The organism is Arthrobacter silviterrae (assembly GCF_011045165.1).
GTDB lineage: Bacteria > Actinomycetota > Actinomycetes > Actinomycetales > Micrococcaceae > Specibacter > Specibacter silviterrae.
Genome location: NZ_JAAKZI010000027.1, coordinates 1 through 17,348 on the forward strand (window position 1 = coordinate 1; position 17,348 = coordinate 17,348).

Annotated in this window: 16 protein-coding genes; 10 read left to right on the top strand and 6 right to left on the bottom strand. The window is 67.3% G+C overall.

The window, feature by feature from the left end:
- Positions 1–895, top strand: an 895-nt coding sequence (locus G6N77_RS14215; protein ID WP_165182832.1) for an HNH endonuclease signature motif containing protein, incomplete at its 5' end; no start/stop codon positions are given.
- A 134-nt stretch (positions 896–1,029) separates the two neighbouring features.
- Here G6N77_RS14215 and G6N77_RS14220 read toward each other — a convergent pair.
- Both G6N77_RS14220 and G6N77_RS14225 read right to left on the bottom strand, forming a co-directional pair.
- Entirely contained in the window at positions 1,030–1,548 is a 519-nt protein-coding gene (locus G6N77_RS14220; RefSeq protein WP_165182833.1) for a DinB family protein, read from the bottom strand.
- Positions 1,549–1,569: 21 nt separating this feature from the next.
- On the bottom strand, positions 1,570–4,191 hold the full coding sequence (locus G6N77_RS14225) for a DNA gyrase/topoisomerase IV subunit A (RefSeq protein WP_165182834.1): 2,622 nt from the start codon (positions 4,189–4,191) through the stop codon (positions 1,570–1,572).
- A 103-nt stretch (positions 4,192–4,294) separates the two neighbouring features.
- On the opposite strand from G6N77_RS14225, the gene G6N77_RS14230 reads away from it, so the two are divergent.
- The 3 genes from G6N77_RS14230 (at position 4,295) to G6N77_RS14240 (ending at position 8,921) form a co-directional block, all read left to right on the top strand.
- Positions 4,295–6,970 (top strand): bifunctional acetate--CoA ligase family protein/GNAT family N-acetyltransferase, encoded by a 2,676-nt coding sequence (locus G6N77_RS14230; protein ID WP_165182835.1) that lies wholly within the window; start codon positions 4,295–4,297, stop codon positions 6,968–6,970.
- A 65-nt stretch (positions 6,971–7,035) separates the two neighbouring features.
- Entirely contained in the window at positions 7,036–7,719 is a 684-nt protein-coding gene (locus G6N77_RS14235; protein ID WP_165182836.1) for a DUF5998 family protein, read from the top strand.
- A gap of 5 nt (positions 7,720–7,724) precedes the next feature.
- The gene (locus G6N77_RS14240) at positions 7,725–8,921 is read left to right on the top strand and encodes an alkaline phosphatase family protein (RefSeq protein WP_306986481.1); all 1,197 of its coding nucleotides are present in this window, start codon (positions 7,725–7,727) and stop codon (positions 8,919–8,921) included.
- A gap of 22 nt (positions 8,922–8,943) precedes the next feature.
- Here the strand turns inward: G6N77_RS14240 and sepH are convergent, their stop codons facing one another.
- Positions 8,944–10,323 carry a septation protein SepH gene (gene sepH / locus G6N77_RS14245; protein ID WP_165182837.1) on the bottom strand — a complete coding sequence of 460 codons (1,380 nt, stop codon included), beginning with the start codon at positions 10,321–10,323 and terminating at the stop codon, positions 8,944–8,946.
- 281 nt (positions 10,324–10,604) lie between these two features.
- On the opposite strand from sepH, the gene G6N77_RS14250 reads away from it, so the two are divergent.
- Positions 10,605–10,898: a DUF4193 domain-containing protein gene (locus G6N77_RS14250; RefSeq protein WP_165182838.1), complete on the top strand. Its 294-nt coding sequence runs from the start codon at positions 10,605–10,607 to the stop codon at positions 10,896–10,898.
- Here G6N77_RS14250 and G6N77_RS14255 read toward each other — a convergent pair.
- On the bottom strand, positions 10,895–11,383 hold the full coding sequence (locus tag G6N77_RS14255) for a DUF3093 domain-containing protein (RefSeq protein WP_165182839.1): 489 nt from the start codon (positions 11,381–11,383) through the stop codon (positions 10,895–10,897). The two genes, G6N77_RS14250 and G6N77_RS14255, sit on opposite strands and share 4 nt — an antisense overlap.
- Positions 11,384–11,478: 95 nt before the next feature.
- Here G6N77_RS14255 and dut point away from each other — a divergent pair, with 95 nt between their 5' ends.
- The 4 genes from dut (at position 11,479) to G6N77_RS14275 (ending at position 13,874) form a co-directional block, all read left to right on the top strand.
- Positions 11,479–11,979 carry a dUTP diphosphatase gene (gene dut / locus G6N77_RS14260; protein WP_306986485.1) on the top strand — a complete coding sequence of 167 codons (501 nt, stop codon included), beginning with the start codon at positions 11,479–11,481 and terminating at the stop codon, positions 11,977–11,979.
- A 66-nt stretch (positions 11,980–12,045) separates the two neighbouring features.
- Positions 12,046–12,810, top strand: coding sequence for a DUF3710 domain-containing protein (locus G6N77_RS14265; protein ID WP_165182840.1), 765 nt, complete (start codon positions 12,046–12,048; stop codon positions 12,808–12,810).
- 4 nt (positions 12,811–12,814) lie between these two features.
- Positions 12,815–13,150 carry an OB-fold nucleic acid binding domain-containing protein gene (locus tag G6N77_RS14270; RefSeq protein WP_165182841.1) on the top strand — a complete coding sequence of 112 codons (336 nt, stop codon included), beginning with the start codon at positions 12,815–12,817 and terminating at the stop codon, positions 13,148–13,150.
- 1 nt (position 13,151) lies between these two features.
- Entirely contained in the window at positions 13,152–13,874 is a 723-nt protein-coding gene (locus G6N77_RS14275) for a DUF3159 domain-containing protein (RefSeq protein WP_240902193.1), read from the top strand.
- Here G6N77_RS14275 and G6N77_RS14280 read toward each other — a convergent pair.
- Together G6N77_RS14280 and G6N77_RS14285 are read right to left on the bottom strand one after the other, a co-directional pair.
- Positions 13,871–14,533: a potassium channel family protein gene (locus tag G6N77_RS14280; RefSeq protein WP_165182843.1), complete on the bottom strand. Its 663-nt coding sequence runs from the start codon at positions 14,531–14,533 to the stop codon at positions 13,871–13,873. The genes G6N77_RS14275 and G6N77_RS14280 overlap by 4 nt on opposite strands.
- A 1-nt stretch (position 14,534) precedes the next feature.
- Positions 14,535–15,206: a potassium channel family protein gene (locus G6N77_RS14285; RefSeq protein ID WP_165182844.1), complete on the bottom strand. Its 672-nt coding sequence runs from the start codon at positions 15,204–15,206 to the stop codon at positions 14,535–14,537.
- Between the two features lie 126 nt (positions 15,207–15,332).
- On the opposite strand from G6N77_RS14285, the gene G6N77_RS14290 reads away from it, so the two are divergent.
- Positions 15,333–17,348, top strand: coding sequence for an APC family permease (locus G6N77_RS14290; protein WP_165182845.1), 2,016 nt, complete (start codon positions 15,333–15,335; stop codon positions 17,346–17,348).

The following is a 17,348-nucleotide window of genomic DNA, read 5'->3' on the forward strand; positions in this document are numbered from 1 at the left end:
TGTGCCGGTGGGGGAGCTGCTCGGGTCCCTGGCCGGTGCCGTGGTGGAGGGAATGGTGGACGGGGTGGTGGAGGACCCGGTGGGTGAGTACTTCGCCCAGCTCGAGGCAACCCGGGCCGGGCTCGCCGTGGCCGAACCGCCCCAACCCCACGCCCAGGTCATCCTCACCGTCCCGGTCCTGGGACTGCTCGGGGCCACGAACGAACCCGCAGTCCTGGCCGGGCACGGCCCCATCGACGAGGTGACCGCCCGGAAACTCCTGGGAGGGGCGGGGAGCTTCCTGCGCGTGCTCACCGACCCCGTCACCGCCGAACCCCTCAAGGGCGTGCCCCCGGAAAGGTACCGGCTCCGGGACGCGGAGAAGGCGCTGCTGCGCGCCCTGGCCGAAACCTGCTCCTTCCCGGGCTGCACCAACCCCGCCCTGGACACCGAAACCGACCACCTCACCGCCTACGCCCTGGGCGGGCCCACGACCCCCGCGAACTCCCATGCCCTCTGCAAACGCCACCACGCCTACAAGCACTTCCGCGACGACAAGGACAAACACGGCCGCCACCGCCAGGACCTGGACCCCGACCGGGCCGCCATCACGCTCCGGGGCTGGACACCGAACCGCACCCCCGACGGGCGCGTCGGCTGGACTTCACCCACGGGCAAATACCACCCGCCCGAGCCCCGCACCACCGAACCACCCGCCTACCCCAAATGGCTCAAAAAACAACTCACCCAAAAACCCGGACCCAAAAAAGGCACCAGCCGAACCACCACGCCCGGCCCCGCAGGCACCACCACGCCCGGCCCCGCACGAACAGGCCCGGCACCACGCTTCGACCTGCGCCGCAGCCCCCTCGAAAACCTCCTCACCTACAAAACCCAGCCCCACCAGCCGGGCTAACAACAACAAAAGCCGCCGCCCCTGCACATGCGCCACCGACACGGCGGCGCCAAAAGTGCGGAAACGGCGGCAAAACCAGGGCCTCGACAAGCTCGACCACCGGGACAAGCTCGGCCACCGGGCCGTCCCGTCGTCTACGCGTTGATGTCGTGCAGGTGGTGGATGAGATCGTGCAGGAAGTACCCGGAAAGTGTGAGGACCGTGAACTCGGATCCGTTGCTGCGCAGACCGCGCCGCCCCCATTGGGCCGGGCCCACGGCCGCAAATGCAGATGCTGCGTCCTCGCCGTTTTGGACCAGGTCCTGCGAAACCAGCGCAGGGTCAAGGCCGCCGTAGTTGCCTTCCAAGGCCGCCTGGTCCTGGTCCCAATTGGCGAAAGTGGGGTTGTCTTCGGACAGCATCAGCTCCAGGCGGCCCTCGAACACGTCAAAGACGTCACGCACGTGCGCCGCGTACTCCAGGACTGACCACGTCGAGTCGTTGGGGCGGATTTCCACGCCGGCACGCTTGAGTGCGGACTGCCAGCGGGGGAGCAGCGCGGGGATGGTGGTGGCTGCAATGGCCGGCGTGGTGTTTGAGGCGTCAAAGCCGCACTCCGGGCACGGCTTGGTCAGCACCCATGTCCAGTCTTTTGCATCGGGGATGATTGGCATGCGGCCAGTCTATGCCGCAGCTCAGTCGGTGGGGAGCTCGAATGCCTCCTGCGTAAGCTGCGGGAGCGGGGCGGGATCGTTGGCCGGTGCGGGTAGTCCAGCCATCTGTGCCGATGAAGGCGGCGTTGCTGGCTCTCTCGCGCCTGTCGCAGCGGTGGGGGTGCCGTTGAGACTTGGACCCACCAGGTCGATGGTGGCGGACAATGCCACGCCGGAGCCGTCTCGATGACCATGCTCCACGGGGAGGGCGCGCACCACTCCGGCGGCCGAGGAAGCCTTGGCGGGCCCGTGCCCGGCCCAGGAGACCGTCAGCCGGTCCTCGCCCTTGAGGAAGCGATGTGCCCGGACGCCTCCGGTGGCACGGCCCTTGGCGGGGTACTCCGAGAAGGCTGTGACCTTCGCGCTGCCCGACGGCGTGCCCGGAAGGGCATCCTGCCCGCCGGCCACCGTGACCACCACGGCGTCGCCGTCGTGCGGGGAGACCACGGTGAAGCTGAGCACCTGGTCGCCGGCACCCAGCTTGATGCCGGCCATGCCGCCGGCCGTGCGCCCCTGCGGCCGGACAGTGGCGGCGCCGTAGTGCAGCAGCTGGGCATTGGCGGTAATGAAGACCAGCTCGTCGCCGTCCCCCGCGGGAGCCGCACCCACCACGAAATCCTTGGGCTTAAGTGAAATGTATTCCCATTCATCCCGGTTCAGGGGGTATTCGGGCATGACGCGCTTGACCACCCCGGCCGCCGTTCCCACAGCAAAGACCTTGTCCAGCGGGACAAAGCCCACCAGCGCCTCGCCCTTGGTGAGCGTGATGAACTCCTTGGCTGCGACGCCCCCGGCCAAGTTGGGCAGGGCCGCCGTGGGGGGAAGCACCGGCATGTCCACCACTTGAAGGCGGAGCATGCGCCCCAGCGACGTGAGTGCGCCAACCTCGGCCCGTGCAGAGGTCCGGACCACGGAAGCGTAGACGTCGTGCTTCGACCGTGACCCGGACTCCGCCAACGGATCCGCATTGCTGGTGCGGGCAATCTGCCCGGTCGCACTCAGCAGCACCCAGCACGGGTCGTCGGCAATTTCCAGTGCCAGCGGGGCCAACTTGCCCTTTCCTGCCGGACCGGCCGCCGCGAGGGCCTTCGCCACCGACGGCGCCACGGCCTCGGACTCCAACAGCACCGTCCGGCGGGGCGTTGCATACTTTGCCGCCACCTCGCCAAGCTCGTCGGAAACCAGCTGGTGCAGCAGCTCCTTCGAGGCCAGGATGGCCTCGAGCTCGGCAATTTCGCGGCGCAGCTCGTCACGTTCGGCTTCCAGCTCCACCATCGAGTAGCGGGTCAGCTGCCGCAGGCGCAGGGCAAGGATGTAGTCGGCCTGGACCTCGGACAGGTCGTAGATGGCCATGAGCCGTTCCCGGGCTGCTGCAACCTCATCGGAGGTGCGGATGATCTGGATGACCTCGTCAATGTCGAGGATCGCGATGAGCAGCCCCTCCACCAAGTGGAGCCGGTCCTGCTTCTTTCCCAGCCGGAAAGCCGTTCGACGGCGAACCACGTTGATCCGGTGCTCCACAAACACGCGCAGCAGTTCGACCAGCCCCAGCGTCTGCGGCTGGCCGTCCACAAGGCACACATTGTTGATTCCGAAGGACTCTTCCAACGGCGTGTAGCGGTACAGCTGGGCCATCACGGCGGCAGGGTTGAAACCGTTTTTGATCTCAATGATCAACCGCAAGCCGTTCTTGCGGTCCGTCAGGTCAACAAAATCGCTGACACCCACCAATTTCTTGCTGTTAATGGCGTCGGAGAGCTTGTCGCGGACCTTCTCCGGGCCCACCAGGTACGGCAGTTCGGTGACCACCAGGCCCACGCGGCGCGGGGTGATCTGCTCCACCGCCATCTTGGCCCGCGTCTTGAAGGAGCCGCGGCCCGTGGCGTAGGCATCGCGGATGCCCTGCAGACCCACGATCCGGCCGCCCGACGGCAGGTCCGGCCCCGGGATGAAGGCCATGAGGTCATCCAGCGTGGCGTCCGGATGGGCAATCAGGTGCTGCGCCCCGGCAATGACCTCGCCCAGATTGTGCGGAGCCATGTTGGTGGCCATGCCCACCGCAATGCCGCTGGCGCCGTTGACCAGGAGGTTCGGGTAGGCGGCAGGCAGCACCGACGGCTGCGTCATCTGGTTGTCGTAGCTGGGGACAAAGTCCACCACGTCCTCGCCCAGGTTCCCTGTCAGCTCCAGGGCCGGTGCGGCCAGGCGGGCCTCGGTGTAGCGGGGGGCGGCGGGGCCGTCGTCGAGCGAGCCAAAGTTGCCGTGGCCGTCAATGAGCGGCAGGCGCAGGGTCCAGTCCTGGGCCATCCGCACCATGGTGTCGTAAATGGCCGTGTCGCCGTGGGGGTGCAGCTTGCCCATGACCTCGCCCACCACACGGGCACTCTTGACGTGGCCCTTTTCCGGGCGCAGGCCCATCTCGCTCATCATGTAAAGGATGCGCCGCTGCACCGGCTTGAGGCCGTCCCGGGCATCCGGAAGGGCCCGCGAATAAATCACCGAATAGGCGTATTCCAGGAACGAGCCTTCCATTTCACTGGACACATCGATCTCAACAATATTCTCGGTGAAGTCATCGTCGACGGGTGGTTGGCGCTTGGCCATGATGGCGGGGGTTCCTATTCTGTGCTGCGGGTCTAGCGTTCCGGCACGGAACCCGGCCGCGCGAAGACGTGGCCGGGAGCAAACTAGTCGGTACAGTGATTCTATGGTGAAGCCAGCGCCCGCACCCGTATATCCGGCACATTGGGAGGCCGACGTCGTCCTGCGCGACGGCAGCACGGGGCACCTGCGCCCCATGACCCCCGCCGATGCCCCCGCCGTGCAGGCCTTCCACATGGCCCAGTCGCAGAACTCCATCTACCTGCGTTTCTTTACCTACAAGTCCAGCCTGACGCCCAAGGAGCTGCGCCGCTTCACCGAACTGGACTACCGGGACCGCGTGGCATTTGTCATCACCCGCGGCGGCGACATCATCGGCATTGGCCGGTATGACCGCCTGGACGATCCCTCCGAGGCGGAGGTGGCGTTCAATGTCTCAGATGCCAACCAGGGCCGCGGACTGGGCTCCATCCTCCTGGAGCACCTCGCCGCCGCCGCCAGGGAAAACGGCATTGGCCAATTCACGGCGGAGGTCCTGCCGGAAAACCGCAAGATGCTGCAGGTGTTTTCCGACGCGGGCTACGAGGTCCACCGGCATTTCGACGAAGGCGTGGTCTCGCTCGCCTTCGACATCGACCCCACCCAGAAGTCCCGCGCCGTCATGGAATCGCGCGAGCACCGTGCCGAGGCCCGCAGCGTGGCCGGGCTGGTGGCGCCGGCCTCCATTGCCGTCATTGGCGCCAGCCGGGCGTGGGGCAGCATCGGCCAGCAATTGCTGGAGCACGTGGTGGAGGGCGGCTTCACGGGGGCCGTGCACGCAGTCAACCAGGAGGCGCTGGAAGTTTCGGGCATGATGCCGTACTCCACCATTGCCGACGTGCCCGGCCCCGTGGACCTGGCCATCATCGCCGTCCCCTACGACCAGGTTGCCACGGTGGTGGGGCAGTGCGGAGCCGCCGGTGTCAAGGGTGTGGTGGTGGCCACGGCAGGATTCGCCGACGACGGCGTCCATGGCCTGGCGCTCCAGCGTGCACTGGTGCGCCAGGCGAGGGCCAACGGCATGCGGCTGGTGGGTCCGGCTTCCCTGGGGCTGGCCAACACTGACCCCGCCATTTCGCTCAACGCTTCCATGGCGCCCGAACTGCCCCTGCGTGGCGGGCTGGGCATCTTCAGCCAGTCGGCCGCCCTGGGCGTGTCCTTGCATGCGTCGCTGAGCCGCCGGGACGTGGGCCTGTCCACCGTGCTGTCGGCGGGCAACCGGGCCGATGTTTCGGGCAATGACCTGATGCAGTTCTGGGAGGACGACCCCAACACCACGGCGTGCGGGCTGTACCTGGAGTCCATTGGCAACCCGCGCAAGTTCTCCCGGATTTCCCGCCGGCTGGCCCGCAGCAAGCCCGTCATTGTGGCGAAGTCGGACACCATGGGGCTGCAACTGCCGCCCGGCCACGCCGTCCGGACCACCCAGGCCCCTCCCGGGGCGCTGGACGCCATGCTCCGGCAGTCCGGCGTCATCCGCGTCAACACCATTGAGCAGTTGACGGACGTGGCCCAGCTGGTCGTGGGGCTGCCGCTGCCCGGCGGCCCCCGGCTGGCCATTTTCAGCAATTCGCTGGCCCTGGGCAAGGTGGTGGCCGATGCCGCCGGGCATGAGGGGCTGGAGGTGGCCGCCGTCGTCGCAGACCTGGAACTGGACACGGGCCAGTCCCGGGCCCTGCCGATGCTCCGCCGCACGGTGGCACAGGCCCTGGCGCGGCCCGACGTCGACCAGGCCATCGTCACCCTGCTGCCCGCCGCCGGCCTCACCGTGGATGCCATTGCGGCCACTCTCAAGTCCTGCTCCGACGACGCCGGCAAGCCCGTGGTGGCAGTATTTGCCGGCATCGTGGACCGGCGCATCGACGTCAACCGGCAGCTCGCGGGCGGCCTGCCCTCCTATTCCAGCCCCGGGACGGCCATTGCGGCCATGGCCGCAGTGGCCCGCTACGCAAAGTGGCGCACCTTGCAAAAGCCAAGCTTTGACCTGCCCGCGGGTGTGGACACCGACGCCGCCGGCCAGCTGCTGGAGCAGTGGCTGGAGGGGGTGGCCGGCGACGGCCTGGTGGAGCTGAGCCCGGCCCGCACACGTCAACTGCTGGCACTGTACGGCATTGACGTGCTTGAATCCGTGCCGTTCACCACCGACGACGAAGCCGTGGCTGCCGCCGAACGCCTGGGCTGGCCGGTGGCCATCAAGACCCTTGAGGCCACGCTGCGGCACCGGCTGGACCTGGGCGGGGTGCGCATCAACATTGAAGATGCGGCATCGCTGCGCCGCAACATCGGCCACATGCGCAAGCTGCTGGAGCCCTACGGCAACGTCGGGCTGGAGGTCCAGAGCATGGCGGAGGTCGGCCAGTCCTGCACACTGCGCGCCATCGAAGACCCGCTGCTGGGTCCGGTGGTTTCCTTCGGGCTGTCCGGGGACGCCGTCAACCTGCTCGACGACTGGGCGCACCGCATTCCGCCGCTGACCGTGGATGATGTGGCGGAGCTGGTGCGGGCGCCCCGGGCGGCGAAACGGCTGTTTGGCTATGCCGGGCTGCCCGCGGGCAACCTGCCCGCCCTGGAGGGGCTCATCGCCCGGGTGGCACTGATGAAGGACGAACATCCCGAGATCGCGTGGGTGGAGTTCAACCCCGTGCTGGTGGGACCCGGAACCGTGACCGTGCTGGCCGTGACGCTGCGCATCGGCAACGCCGCCCAGCGCACGGACAGTGCCCGGCGCGCCATGATTTCCTAGCCGCAGCGTGACGCCGGGCGCCCGGCGGTTCGCTTTAGCCACCGGCACAGTGCCAAAATGGGGGCATGAACAGCAACAGCTTCGGTGCGTCGGCACAGACCAAGGGCCGGGACCTGGAATCCGCACTGCAACGGGCGGGCTTCTATCCCCGGCTGGTGTCGGATGTGGTCAACGACGCCCTGGACGGCCAGGAGTGCCTGGCACACCTGGTCCACGTGGAAACACATTTTGACCGCACGGAGGTCCACCGGCACATCACCGTCCTGGTCCTGACGGAGGAGATGCTGGTCATCACCCACGTGGACGACCAGCAATTGGACGACACCGGCGAGCAGGTGGTTGCCCAGGTGTCGACCGAGTCGGTGCCCGTGGGCCAGATCCGCTCAGTGGTCCTCAGCTACGTCTACGCCCAGCCGCAGGACTACAAGCCGTCCGACCCCGCCCGTGAACTTACCGTCTCCATCGCCTGGTCCGGCGGACAGCGCGTGGACCTGGGCCCTGCGTCGTGCGGGGACCCCAACTGCGACGCCGACCACGGCTACACCGGGACCATCGCCCAGGAGGACATTGCCCTGCGCATCAGCGCCGAGGCCGAGGGCCTGCAGGCCGTGGCGGACGCCAAGGCCTTCGCCCGGGCCCTGCGAACCGTAAACACCGGTGCCATCCCCCCTGCCCACGGCAGCCAGTCCCAAGGCCCCAAGTTCCCTGTCCTGGGCCAGCGCCTGGGCCGCAACCACTACCGGCGCTGACGGGGGTGGCACAGCCGCCGCTCCCGGCCGCCCCCGCCTACGGCAAGGCAAGCATCGCCGACCTCCTCACAAGCGCGGCTGCCGCCATGGGCGCCTCCGGGTTCAGCAATGTACTGCGGCTCCCGGCCGCCCGCCGCATCTGCGTGGTGCTGGTGGACGGGCTCGGCAAGGCACTGCTGACCCAGCGTGCCGGGCATGCGCCATTCCTGCGCGGCGTCATGGCGGCCGACGGCGGCGGGGAGCACCCGCGGACCCTGCATGCCGCTTTTCCCAGCACCACGGCCACCTCGCTCACCAGCCTTGGCACGGGGCAGGTCCCCGGCCAGCACGGCATGCTGGGCTACGACGTCCTGGACCCCGAACAGGACAAGGTGGTCAACCTGCTGGGCAACTGGGACGGAGGGGTCGACCCCCAGCGCTGGCAGCCGTTTCCCACGGTCTTTGAGCAGCTTGACGGCCGCATTCCCACCGCCACGGTGAGCCTGCCCAAGTTTGCCCAGTCGCCCATGACACGGGCAGCCCTGCGGGGGAGCACCTTCCTCGGCGCCACCTCACCCCAGGCCCGCGTCCAAGTGGCCGCGGAGACCCTGGCTGCGCACCCCACCATGCTGCTGTACCTCTACTGGAGCGAGCTGGACAAGGCTGGCCACGGGCATGGCGCCGACTCCGCCAAGTGGGAATCCCAGCTGGAGGAGCTCGACGCCGGGATGAAGCGCCTGGCCGCGACCGTCCCGCCCGACACGCTGATCCTGCTGACGGCAGACCACGGCATGGTTGACGTTCCGCGCCCGGCCCGGATCGACTACTCGCAGTACCCTGAGCTGGTGGACGGCGTCCGGCACACGGCAGGTGAGCCCCGCATGGTCCACCTGTACCTGGAGCCCGACGCCGGTCCCGGGACCTGTGCGCGGCTCGTCGCTGCCTGGCTGGAAAGGTTTGGGACGAAGGCGTGGGTGCTCACCAAGGATGAGGCCGTGGCCTCCGGCTACTTTGGCGAAGTGCGCGACGGCGCCTCGGGCCGCATTGGCGACATCCTGGTGCTGGCACGGGAGACCATCGCCTTTTACGACATGCGCCGTGTGGGCCCGCACGCCATCGAGGTGGTGGGCCAGCACGGTTCCATCACGAAAGCCGAGCGGGAAGTTCCGCTGCTCCGCATCCCCGTCACTGCGCGCAGCCCAAAGGGCTCCAAGCGGCGGTAAGGTTCACGAAGCCGCCGGACCGTCAGTCGCCCTTGGTGCCGAACACGATCTCATCCCAGCTGGGGACGCTGGACCGTTTGGGCTTGGCCGTGGCCTTGCGTTCGAGCCGTTCGGCCACTTCGCTGTCGGAAGGGGCGTCGTGAGCCTCGTCCTCCGGCGCCGGGGATTTCCGGTCCGCACCGTGCGCCGCAGGCGTGTGCCGCAGCGACGGAGCGCCTGAAAGCGTAATTTCCCGGGTGTCGGTGCTCACCTCGCCCACGCCCACCAGCGGAGCGTCGTGGTGGTGGTGGAGGTTCGGGGCGAGGGAAAGGAACGGGATGGCCCGCAGCCGCTTTCGGCCGTGTTGGGCAGCCGCCGGGGAATCGGCCTCCGCCGGCACATCCTCCGTGGCGGCCGGTTTGGTGGCCGCCGGCGCGGTCAAGGCAGCCTCGCCGCCATCCGCCGCGTCCGTGTGTGCGTCGTCGTCGGCCTGCCCGCCGTCCGGACCGTCCTGGCCCCATGCCCCGCCTTCACGGGCGTGGGCTGCCGGGACTTGGGCGCCGAGCATGGCGGCAAGTTCGTCGTCGCCGTCTTCGTCCAGGCCCAGCCGCTGGCCCCGGCGGGTGCGCAGCATGTCAAGGAGCCCGTTGCCGGGGTACTCGTCCGCGGGGTCCCCGTCGGGAGCTTCGGTCTCTGCCGGAGTTTCGTCTGCGCCGTCCCCGGAGTCGCCGTCGGCCGCGTCTGTTTCAAAGTCAAAGGGCCGGTCCGCGACGGCACTGAGACGGCGTTCGGGCACGGGCCCGTCCACGGGCTCCAGCTCGCTGAGCTGCTGGGCCCACCGGTTGGCATTGAAGAGCGACTTCCGTCCGGTGTGGAACGTCCACCGGGCAGGCGGCGGCTCACCGATGCTGCTGGCGGCCCACTCGGTACCGGGGGCAAAGTCGGCCGTGACCGACCAGGAGCCGTCGTGCACCCGCCAGGCGTCCCAGCGAAGCGTGGAGGTGTCAATGCCAAAGGCGCCGAGCCTGTGGTTGACCATTTCATCCAGGGTCACGGCCTGGTCGCCAAAAACGGAGCGGAAACCGTCAGTGTCCGCCGCGGCCACTTCCACCCGGCGGGCCAGCTGGGCAACATGCTCGCGTTCGGCCAGCACAGGGCCCTCATAGCGTCGGACCTGCTCCAGGGGCAGGCCTGAGTGTTCGGCCACGTCGGAGGCCGAGGCGCCGCCGCGGATCTGGGACTGGATTTCGCGCGGCGATAGCCGTGTTCCGGTGGAACCGTTCTGGGTCGGCCGGCGCGGGGACCGGGCAGTGGCCAGCCGAAGCGCCTCGTCAAGGGGCAGCAGGTAAATTTCCCCGCCGGTTCCACTGAGAAGCAGGTGTTCGCCGTCTTCATGCACACCCACCAAACGTAGATCCGCCATACAGCCCTCCAAAGTCATTTAGTGTCACTTCGAAACTTTGCCACCGAACGGCCGCAAATCCTACTACCGGTGCAGGCGTGGCGTGAATGGACCCGCCAAATGTGGGGGACCGGCGCCGTTTGTACGCCTGCCGCGAACGCGGGCATATTTGCCCCTGGGGACCCGTTTCCAAGTCTAGGGTATTGGCAGTTGCCGTACGCCCTGCAGGGCCTTGCCGCTAGCCGGTGCAACAGGCACTGCACGCAGAAATGCACTGGAAAAGGAGATTGGTGGGAGTCGAAATGGCAAGGGATTATGATGCGCCGCGCGGCAATGAGGAAGACAGCGCGGCCCGTGGCTTTGAAACCCTGGCGCCGCGCCCCGAGTCATCGACCGTGATTGACCTGGACGAGGTCGACCTGGCGGACAGCTATGAGTTGCCGGGCGGGGACCTGTCCGGGGAAGAATTGGCCGTGGAGGTGCTTCCGGCCCAGGCGGACGAGTTCACGTGTTCGTCCTGTTTCCTGGTGCGGCACCGCTCCCAGCTGGCCCGCCAGGACGGGGTGCTGATGTACTGCACGGACTGCGAAGGCTAGTCCTGACGGTGTGCCCGGCTCCCCAGGGCGGCGGCGAGCCGCTCGGGGTTCCGGGATGACGCCAGCCAGTAAGGAGTCTTGTCGTTGGGGTCGGTGATCTCCACCTTGACCACCGGCTTGATCCAGCCGCGGATGCACAGGTAGGCCAGGCCGTTGAGCCGGGTGCCGCGCTGTTCGGTGGCGTCGTCGCCGTGGTAAACAGACACCGCGCCGATGAACTCACGCTCAATGACGGCCCGGCCCACCTGCAAGGTGGTGGCGGTCACCTCGATCTTGGGCGTCGAGAGGATGAGCAGCGCCGTCTGCAGCACCAGCAGCCCCACAAACGCGATAATGCCGGCCAGTTCGCTGATGGGAATGAAGATCAGGATGCCGGCGGCCGAAAGGCCCACAACAATGACCCACGCCCAGATGTTGGGCCACAATTTTTCGGTGTAGCTTGCTGCGGACAGGGGGGAGGCATTGAGAGCCTGCTCGGAAGACATGACCCAAGCTTTTCACCTTTTGGCCCGTTATTCACATTGGGTCCCCTGCCCGGGGGTGCCTAGGCCTCCGTCCGTTCGGGATAGAGTGTCTTCCTGTGACCAACCAGACTTTTGACAGCGCCGCCGGCGGGGGACAGGCACCCACCGTGACGGTCCAGTTGCGCATGCTCGACGACGGCATCGAAGCCCCCAGCTACTCCCACCCCGGCGACGCAGGGGCGGACCTGCGCACCCGGATCGACGTGGTTCTTGGGCCGGGGGAGCGGGCCCTGGTGCCGACGGGCGTGTCGCTGGCGCTGCCCTTTGGATTTGTGGCCCTGGTCCACCCCCGCTCGGGGCTGGCCACCAAGCACGGGCTGACCATCGTGAACAGCCCGGGCACGGTCGATGCCGGCTACCGCGGGGAGGTTTCGGTCACCTTGCTGAATACGGATGCCCGCCATCCCATCACCCTGTCCCGGGGCGATAGAATTGCACAACTGGTCATTCAACGCGTTGAACATGCAGCGTTTGACGTGGTGCAGGAATTGCCGGATTCGGTGCGCGGCACCGGCGGATTTGGTTCCACCGGCGGCTTTGGAACAGCCACGTCCTAAGGGCGCCACCCGGTCCGGCCGGCACCGGCTGGTCACCGGCCATTACTTACAAGGAGTTTCCACCCCATGGCTTTTGGGTTCGGCAAGAAGAACAAGAAGAACAGCGAGCAGGAGTCCGCCGCGGAAGCGGCCGCGGGCCAGGGCAAGGCAGGGGAAGCCCTCGCACTGCCCCCGGACCCCTCGGACACGGCCTACGACCGCGGCATCCACGGCCCGCTCGACGCCGATGAAATCACAAACACCGACGGCTACGTTGACCTGGGCGCCCTCCTGATCACCCCCCGCGAGGGCCTGGCTCTGCGCCTTGAAGTGGAGGAAAGCACCTCCCGCGTCATCGCCGTCACACTGGATTTGAACGGCTCCAGCCTGCAGCTGCAGGCCTTTGCCGCCTCCCGGTCCGAGAAGCTGTGGCGGGACATCCGTGAACAGATCGGCCTTTCAGTGGGGTCCCAGGGCGGCGAAATTGAAATTCTCGACGGCACCTTCGGCAAGGAAGTCCTTGCCAAGGTCCCCGCGCAGGCCAGCGATGGCAGCATGGGGTTCCGGGTGGCCCGCTTCATTGGCATTGACGGCCCCCGCTGGTTCCTGCGCGGCGTTCTCGGCGGCGATGCGGCCGTGAGCAGGGAAGCGGCCCAGGAGCTGGAAGACCTTTTCCGCGGCGTGGTGGTGGTGCGCGGGGAGACCCCCCTGCCGCCCCGCGACCTGCTGGTGCTGCGCCTGCCCAAGGACGCAGTCACCAACCAGGAAGGGCAGCTTCCCGGGGATCATGCAACCCCCGCGCAAGGTGGGGAACCCTTCCGCCGCGGCCCGGAAATCACGGCGATCGGCTAGGCGCATGCCCACTCAGCCAGCAGGCTGGCCCACACCGATTGCCATCAATGAGCTGCCCCTGCGCGGCCGCGTGGTGTGCGCGGGCGTCATTGACGCAGTCACCATAGTGCCGGCGTCGGCCTCGCCGCAATACTCTGCCATCATCGCCGACCGGGAGTTCCACCGCGTGGCGAACGACGGCGGCAGCCACCGGCTCAGGCTGGTGTGGCTGGGGCGGCGCAGGGTGCCCGGCATGGTCGTCGGCACCCGGGTGCGGATCGAAGGCATGGTCTCCCTGCGGGACGGCCTGCCCACCATTTTCAACCCCCGCTATGAAATCATCGGAACCCAGGAGACGTAAGTTGACGAACAGCAGCCCCGGGGACGACGCCGGCAACAAGGCGGCACCCGACGCGGCCGGGACGGAGCAGCCCGGCGGATTCGCCGAGCTCGCCCAGGAGATGGCCGCCAAGTCCTCCCTGGTCCGGAAGGAAAACGGCCACATTGACCTGCTGGCAGCGGCAGGCGGCATTCGCGGCATCGCCGAAAGCGTGCTGCCGGGCCTGGTGTTCCTGGTGGTGTTCACCATGACCCGGGACCTTGCCGTGTCCCTGGTCGGCTCGGTGGCGGTGGCGGCCGTCTTCCTGGTGGCCCGGCTGGCCCAGCACACCCCGCTGACGCAGGCCCTGGCCGGCATTGCCGGCGTCGCGCTGTCTGCCTTTCTGGCCATGAAGACGGGCAAGGCGGAGAACTTTTACGCGGTGGGCTTTTACACCAACGCGGCCTACATCGTGGCCATGGTGGTCTCCATTGCCGTCCGGTGGCCCGTCCTGGGCCTGCTCTTTGGCTACGCCCGCAATGAGGGCGTGCGCTGGCGCCACAAGACCGAACGCCTCCGGGCCTACCGGGCAGCCACCTGGATCCTGGTGGGGGTCATGGCGGCCCGCCTGGCCGTCCAGCTGCCCCTGTACTTCGCCGGCAATGTCGACGCCCTCGGCGCCATGCGCCTGATCATGGGCGTTCCGCTGTACGCCTTCGGCCTCTGGGTGGCCTGGCTCGTCAGCCGCCCCGTGAAGGACAGTTAGTCCGCTGACGACAACAGGGCGCGGAGCTCGTCCTCGGCCCCAATCGTGGAGACAAAGAACAGCTCGTCACCTGACTCCATGACGTCGTCGTTGCTGGGCGTAATGGGCGCCTCGTCCCGGAGGATGGCCACCAGCGTGGCGTCCTGCGGCCAGTCCACCTCGCCCACGGTCAAGCCGATGATGTGCGATTCGCCGGGCACCGTGAATTCCACCAGGGATGCCACCCCTGTTTGCAATGTCAGCAGGCGCACCAGGTCGCCGATTTCCACCGCCTCCTCCACGAGTGCCGTCATGAGGCGCGGGGTGTTGACGGCCACGTCCACGCCCCAGGAATCGTCAAACATCCAGTCGTTCTTGGGGTTGTTGACCCGCCCCACGGTGCGCCCCACGCCGAATTCGGTCTTGGCCAGGAGGGACACCACCAGGTTGACCTTGTCGTCGCCGGTGGCAGAGACGACGACGTCGGCCTCTTCCAGCCTGGCTTCGCGCAGCGTGCTGATTTCGCAGGCGTCGCCCACCAGCCAGCGTGCCCCGCGGAGCCCGCTCTTGCCGATCACTTCGGGCTTTGGGTCGATGAGCAGCAGTTCGTGGCCGTGGGCCAGCAACTCACGGGCAATGGAACAGCCAACGCTGCCCGCCCCGACAATGACTACCAGCACGTTAGTTCTCCTTCAGTGGTGCGGCGGCCAGAATGCGGGCCACCTCGGCAGTATCGGTGCCCTGGATCATGGCATGGACCGTGTCGCCCTGCTGGTAGCTGGTGTCCGGGCCCGGCAGCATGCCTTCCCCAAAGCGGGTCAGGTAGGCCACGCGCAGCGGCGCGGCATGTTCCAGGGACACAATGTGGTGGCCGATCCAGGCAGGGTTCAGGACCAGCTCCGTAAGGATCAACCGGCCCGACGGCTCACGGAAGTCGCCCTTGATGGCAGTCTCCGGCAGGATGCGCCGCAGCACCTGGTCGGCGCTCCAGCGCACCGCGGCCACGGTGGCGATGCCCAGGCGCTGGTAGATTTCGGCGCGGCCGGGATCGTAGATGCGGGCCACCACATGTTCCACGTGGAAGGTTTCCCGGGCCACGCGGGTGGCCAGGATGTTGGAATTGTCGCCGCTGGAAACGGCCGCAAAGGCATAGGCGTTTTCAATGTCCGCCTGGCGCAGGGTTTCCCTGTCAAAGCCGACGCCGGTGATCTTGCGCCCGCCAAAACCGGTGCGCAGGCGCCGGAAGGCACGCTCATCCTGGTCAATGATGGCCACCGAGTGGCCGGAGTCCTCCAGCGTGTGTGCCAGGGTGGCACCAACGCGCCCGCAGCCCATGATCACAAAGTGTGCCATTGATGCTCCTCGTTATGGGCACTGCAACACAGTGCGGCTACTAATCTGACGCCTCGGGTGCCTGCCGGTCAAGTTGGAAGAACCGGCCCGGCCCCTATATGGAAGTGTGTCACGTGATGTGCCGTCATGACTTTAGCCCCGCAAGGGACTAGCGTTACCCGCGTGCTGAATTTCTTCAACGCCATCAAGCGCGTTCTTGTGGGCAGGCCCTATCGCAACGACAGGCTTGCACACACCTTGCTGCCAAAACGCATTGCCCTGCCGGTGTTTGCCTCCGATGCATTGTCCTCCGTGGCGTACGCCCCGGACGAGATCCTGCTGACGCTGGCCCTGGCCGGGGCCGCCTCCGTGGCGCTGGCCCCGTGGGTGGGGCTCGCCGTCATGGTGGTGTTGCTCACAGTGGTTGCCTCCTACCGGCAAAACGTGCACGCCTACCCGTCCGGCGGCGGCGACTACGAGATTGCCAATGTCAATCTGGGCAAGAGCGCCGGCCTCACCGTCGCCTCGGCGCTCATGGTCGACTACGTCCTGACGGTGGCGGTGTCCATGTCCTCGGCCGCCAACTATCTGGCCACGGCGGTGCCGGGCTGGCACGGCACCCAGGCCGCGGTCGCCGTCGTCGGGGTCATTGTCCTGGCCCTCGTCAACCTGCGCGGCATCAGGGAGGCCGGCAGCGTCTTTGCCGTGCCCACCTACATTTTCATGTTCTGCATTTTCGCCATGACGGCCGTGGGGCTGTTCCAGTCCGCCACGGGCACACTGGGCCGGGCGCCGTCGGCCGGCTTTGAAATCATTCCGGAGGCGGCCTTCAACCAAGGCCTGGTGGGCCTGGGCGGAGCCTTCCTGCTGCTGCGCGCCTTCTCCTCCGGTGCCGCCGCACTGACCGGCGTGGAGGCCATCAGCAACGGCGTGCCGAACTTCCGCAAGCCCAAGAGCAAGAACGCGGCCACCACCTTGCTGCTGCTGGGCGGCATCGCGGCCGGCATGATGGCCGGAATCCTGTTCCTGGCCAATGCCACGGGCGTGCACATCGTGGGGGACCCGGCCACCGAATTCCTGGTGAACGGTGTGGCCCCGCCGGCCGACTACGTGCAAAACCCGTCCATCAGCCAAATTGCCGGCACGGTCTTTGGCATCGGCTCCATCCCGTTCTTCATCATTGTCGCCGCCACGGGCGTCATTCTGGTGTTTGCCTCCAACACGGCATTCAACGGCTTCCCCGTGCTGGCCTCCATCCTGGCCCGGGACGGCTACCTGCCGCGCCAGCTGCGCACCCGCGGGGACCGGCTGGCCTACAGCAACGGCGTAATCCTGCTCGCCGTCGGGGCCCTGGTGCTCATCATTTCCTTCAACGCAGACGTCACCAAGCTGATCCAGCTCTACATTGTGGGCGTGTTCATCTCCTTTACGGCCAGCCAGCTTGGCATGGTGCGGCACTGGACCCACGAATTGCGCACGGTCAAGGAAAAGGCGGTCCGCTTCCGCATGATGCGCTCCCGCGTGATCAACAGCATTGGCTTCACCATGACGCTGACGGTGCTGATCATTGTGCTCGTCACCAAATTTGAGCAGGGTGCCTGGATTGCCCTGCTCGCCATGGCCGTGCTGTTTGCCATCATGTGGAGCATCCGCCAGCACTACGACAACGTGGCCAAGGAGCTGGCCGTGGACACCGATTCGGCCACCAGGGCCCTGCCCGCCCGCATCCACGCCGTGATCCTGGTCTCCCATGTGCGCAAGCCCGTGATGCGCGCCCTGGCCTTTGCCCGCGCGTCCCGGCCGTCCTCGCTGGAGGCCATCACGGTGGACCTGGACCCCGCCGAGACGGAACAGACAGTGGCGGATTGGGACCGGCTGGACATCCCGGTACCGTTGACTGTGTTGGCCAGTCCCTACCGGGAGACGCTGACACCGCTGATCAACCACATCAAGGCCATGCGGCGCGACTCACCGCGCGACTTGATTGTGGTGTACATCCCGGAATACGTGGTGGGCAAATGGTGGGAGCAGCTGGTGCACAACCAGACCGCCCTGCGCATCAAGACGCGGCTGCATTTTGAACCCGGTGTTGTGGTGGCCAGCGTGCCATGGCAGCTGAAGTCGTCCACCGAAGCCAGGAAATACCAGGAATACCAGGAATAA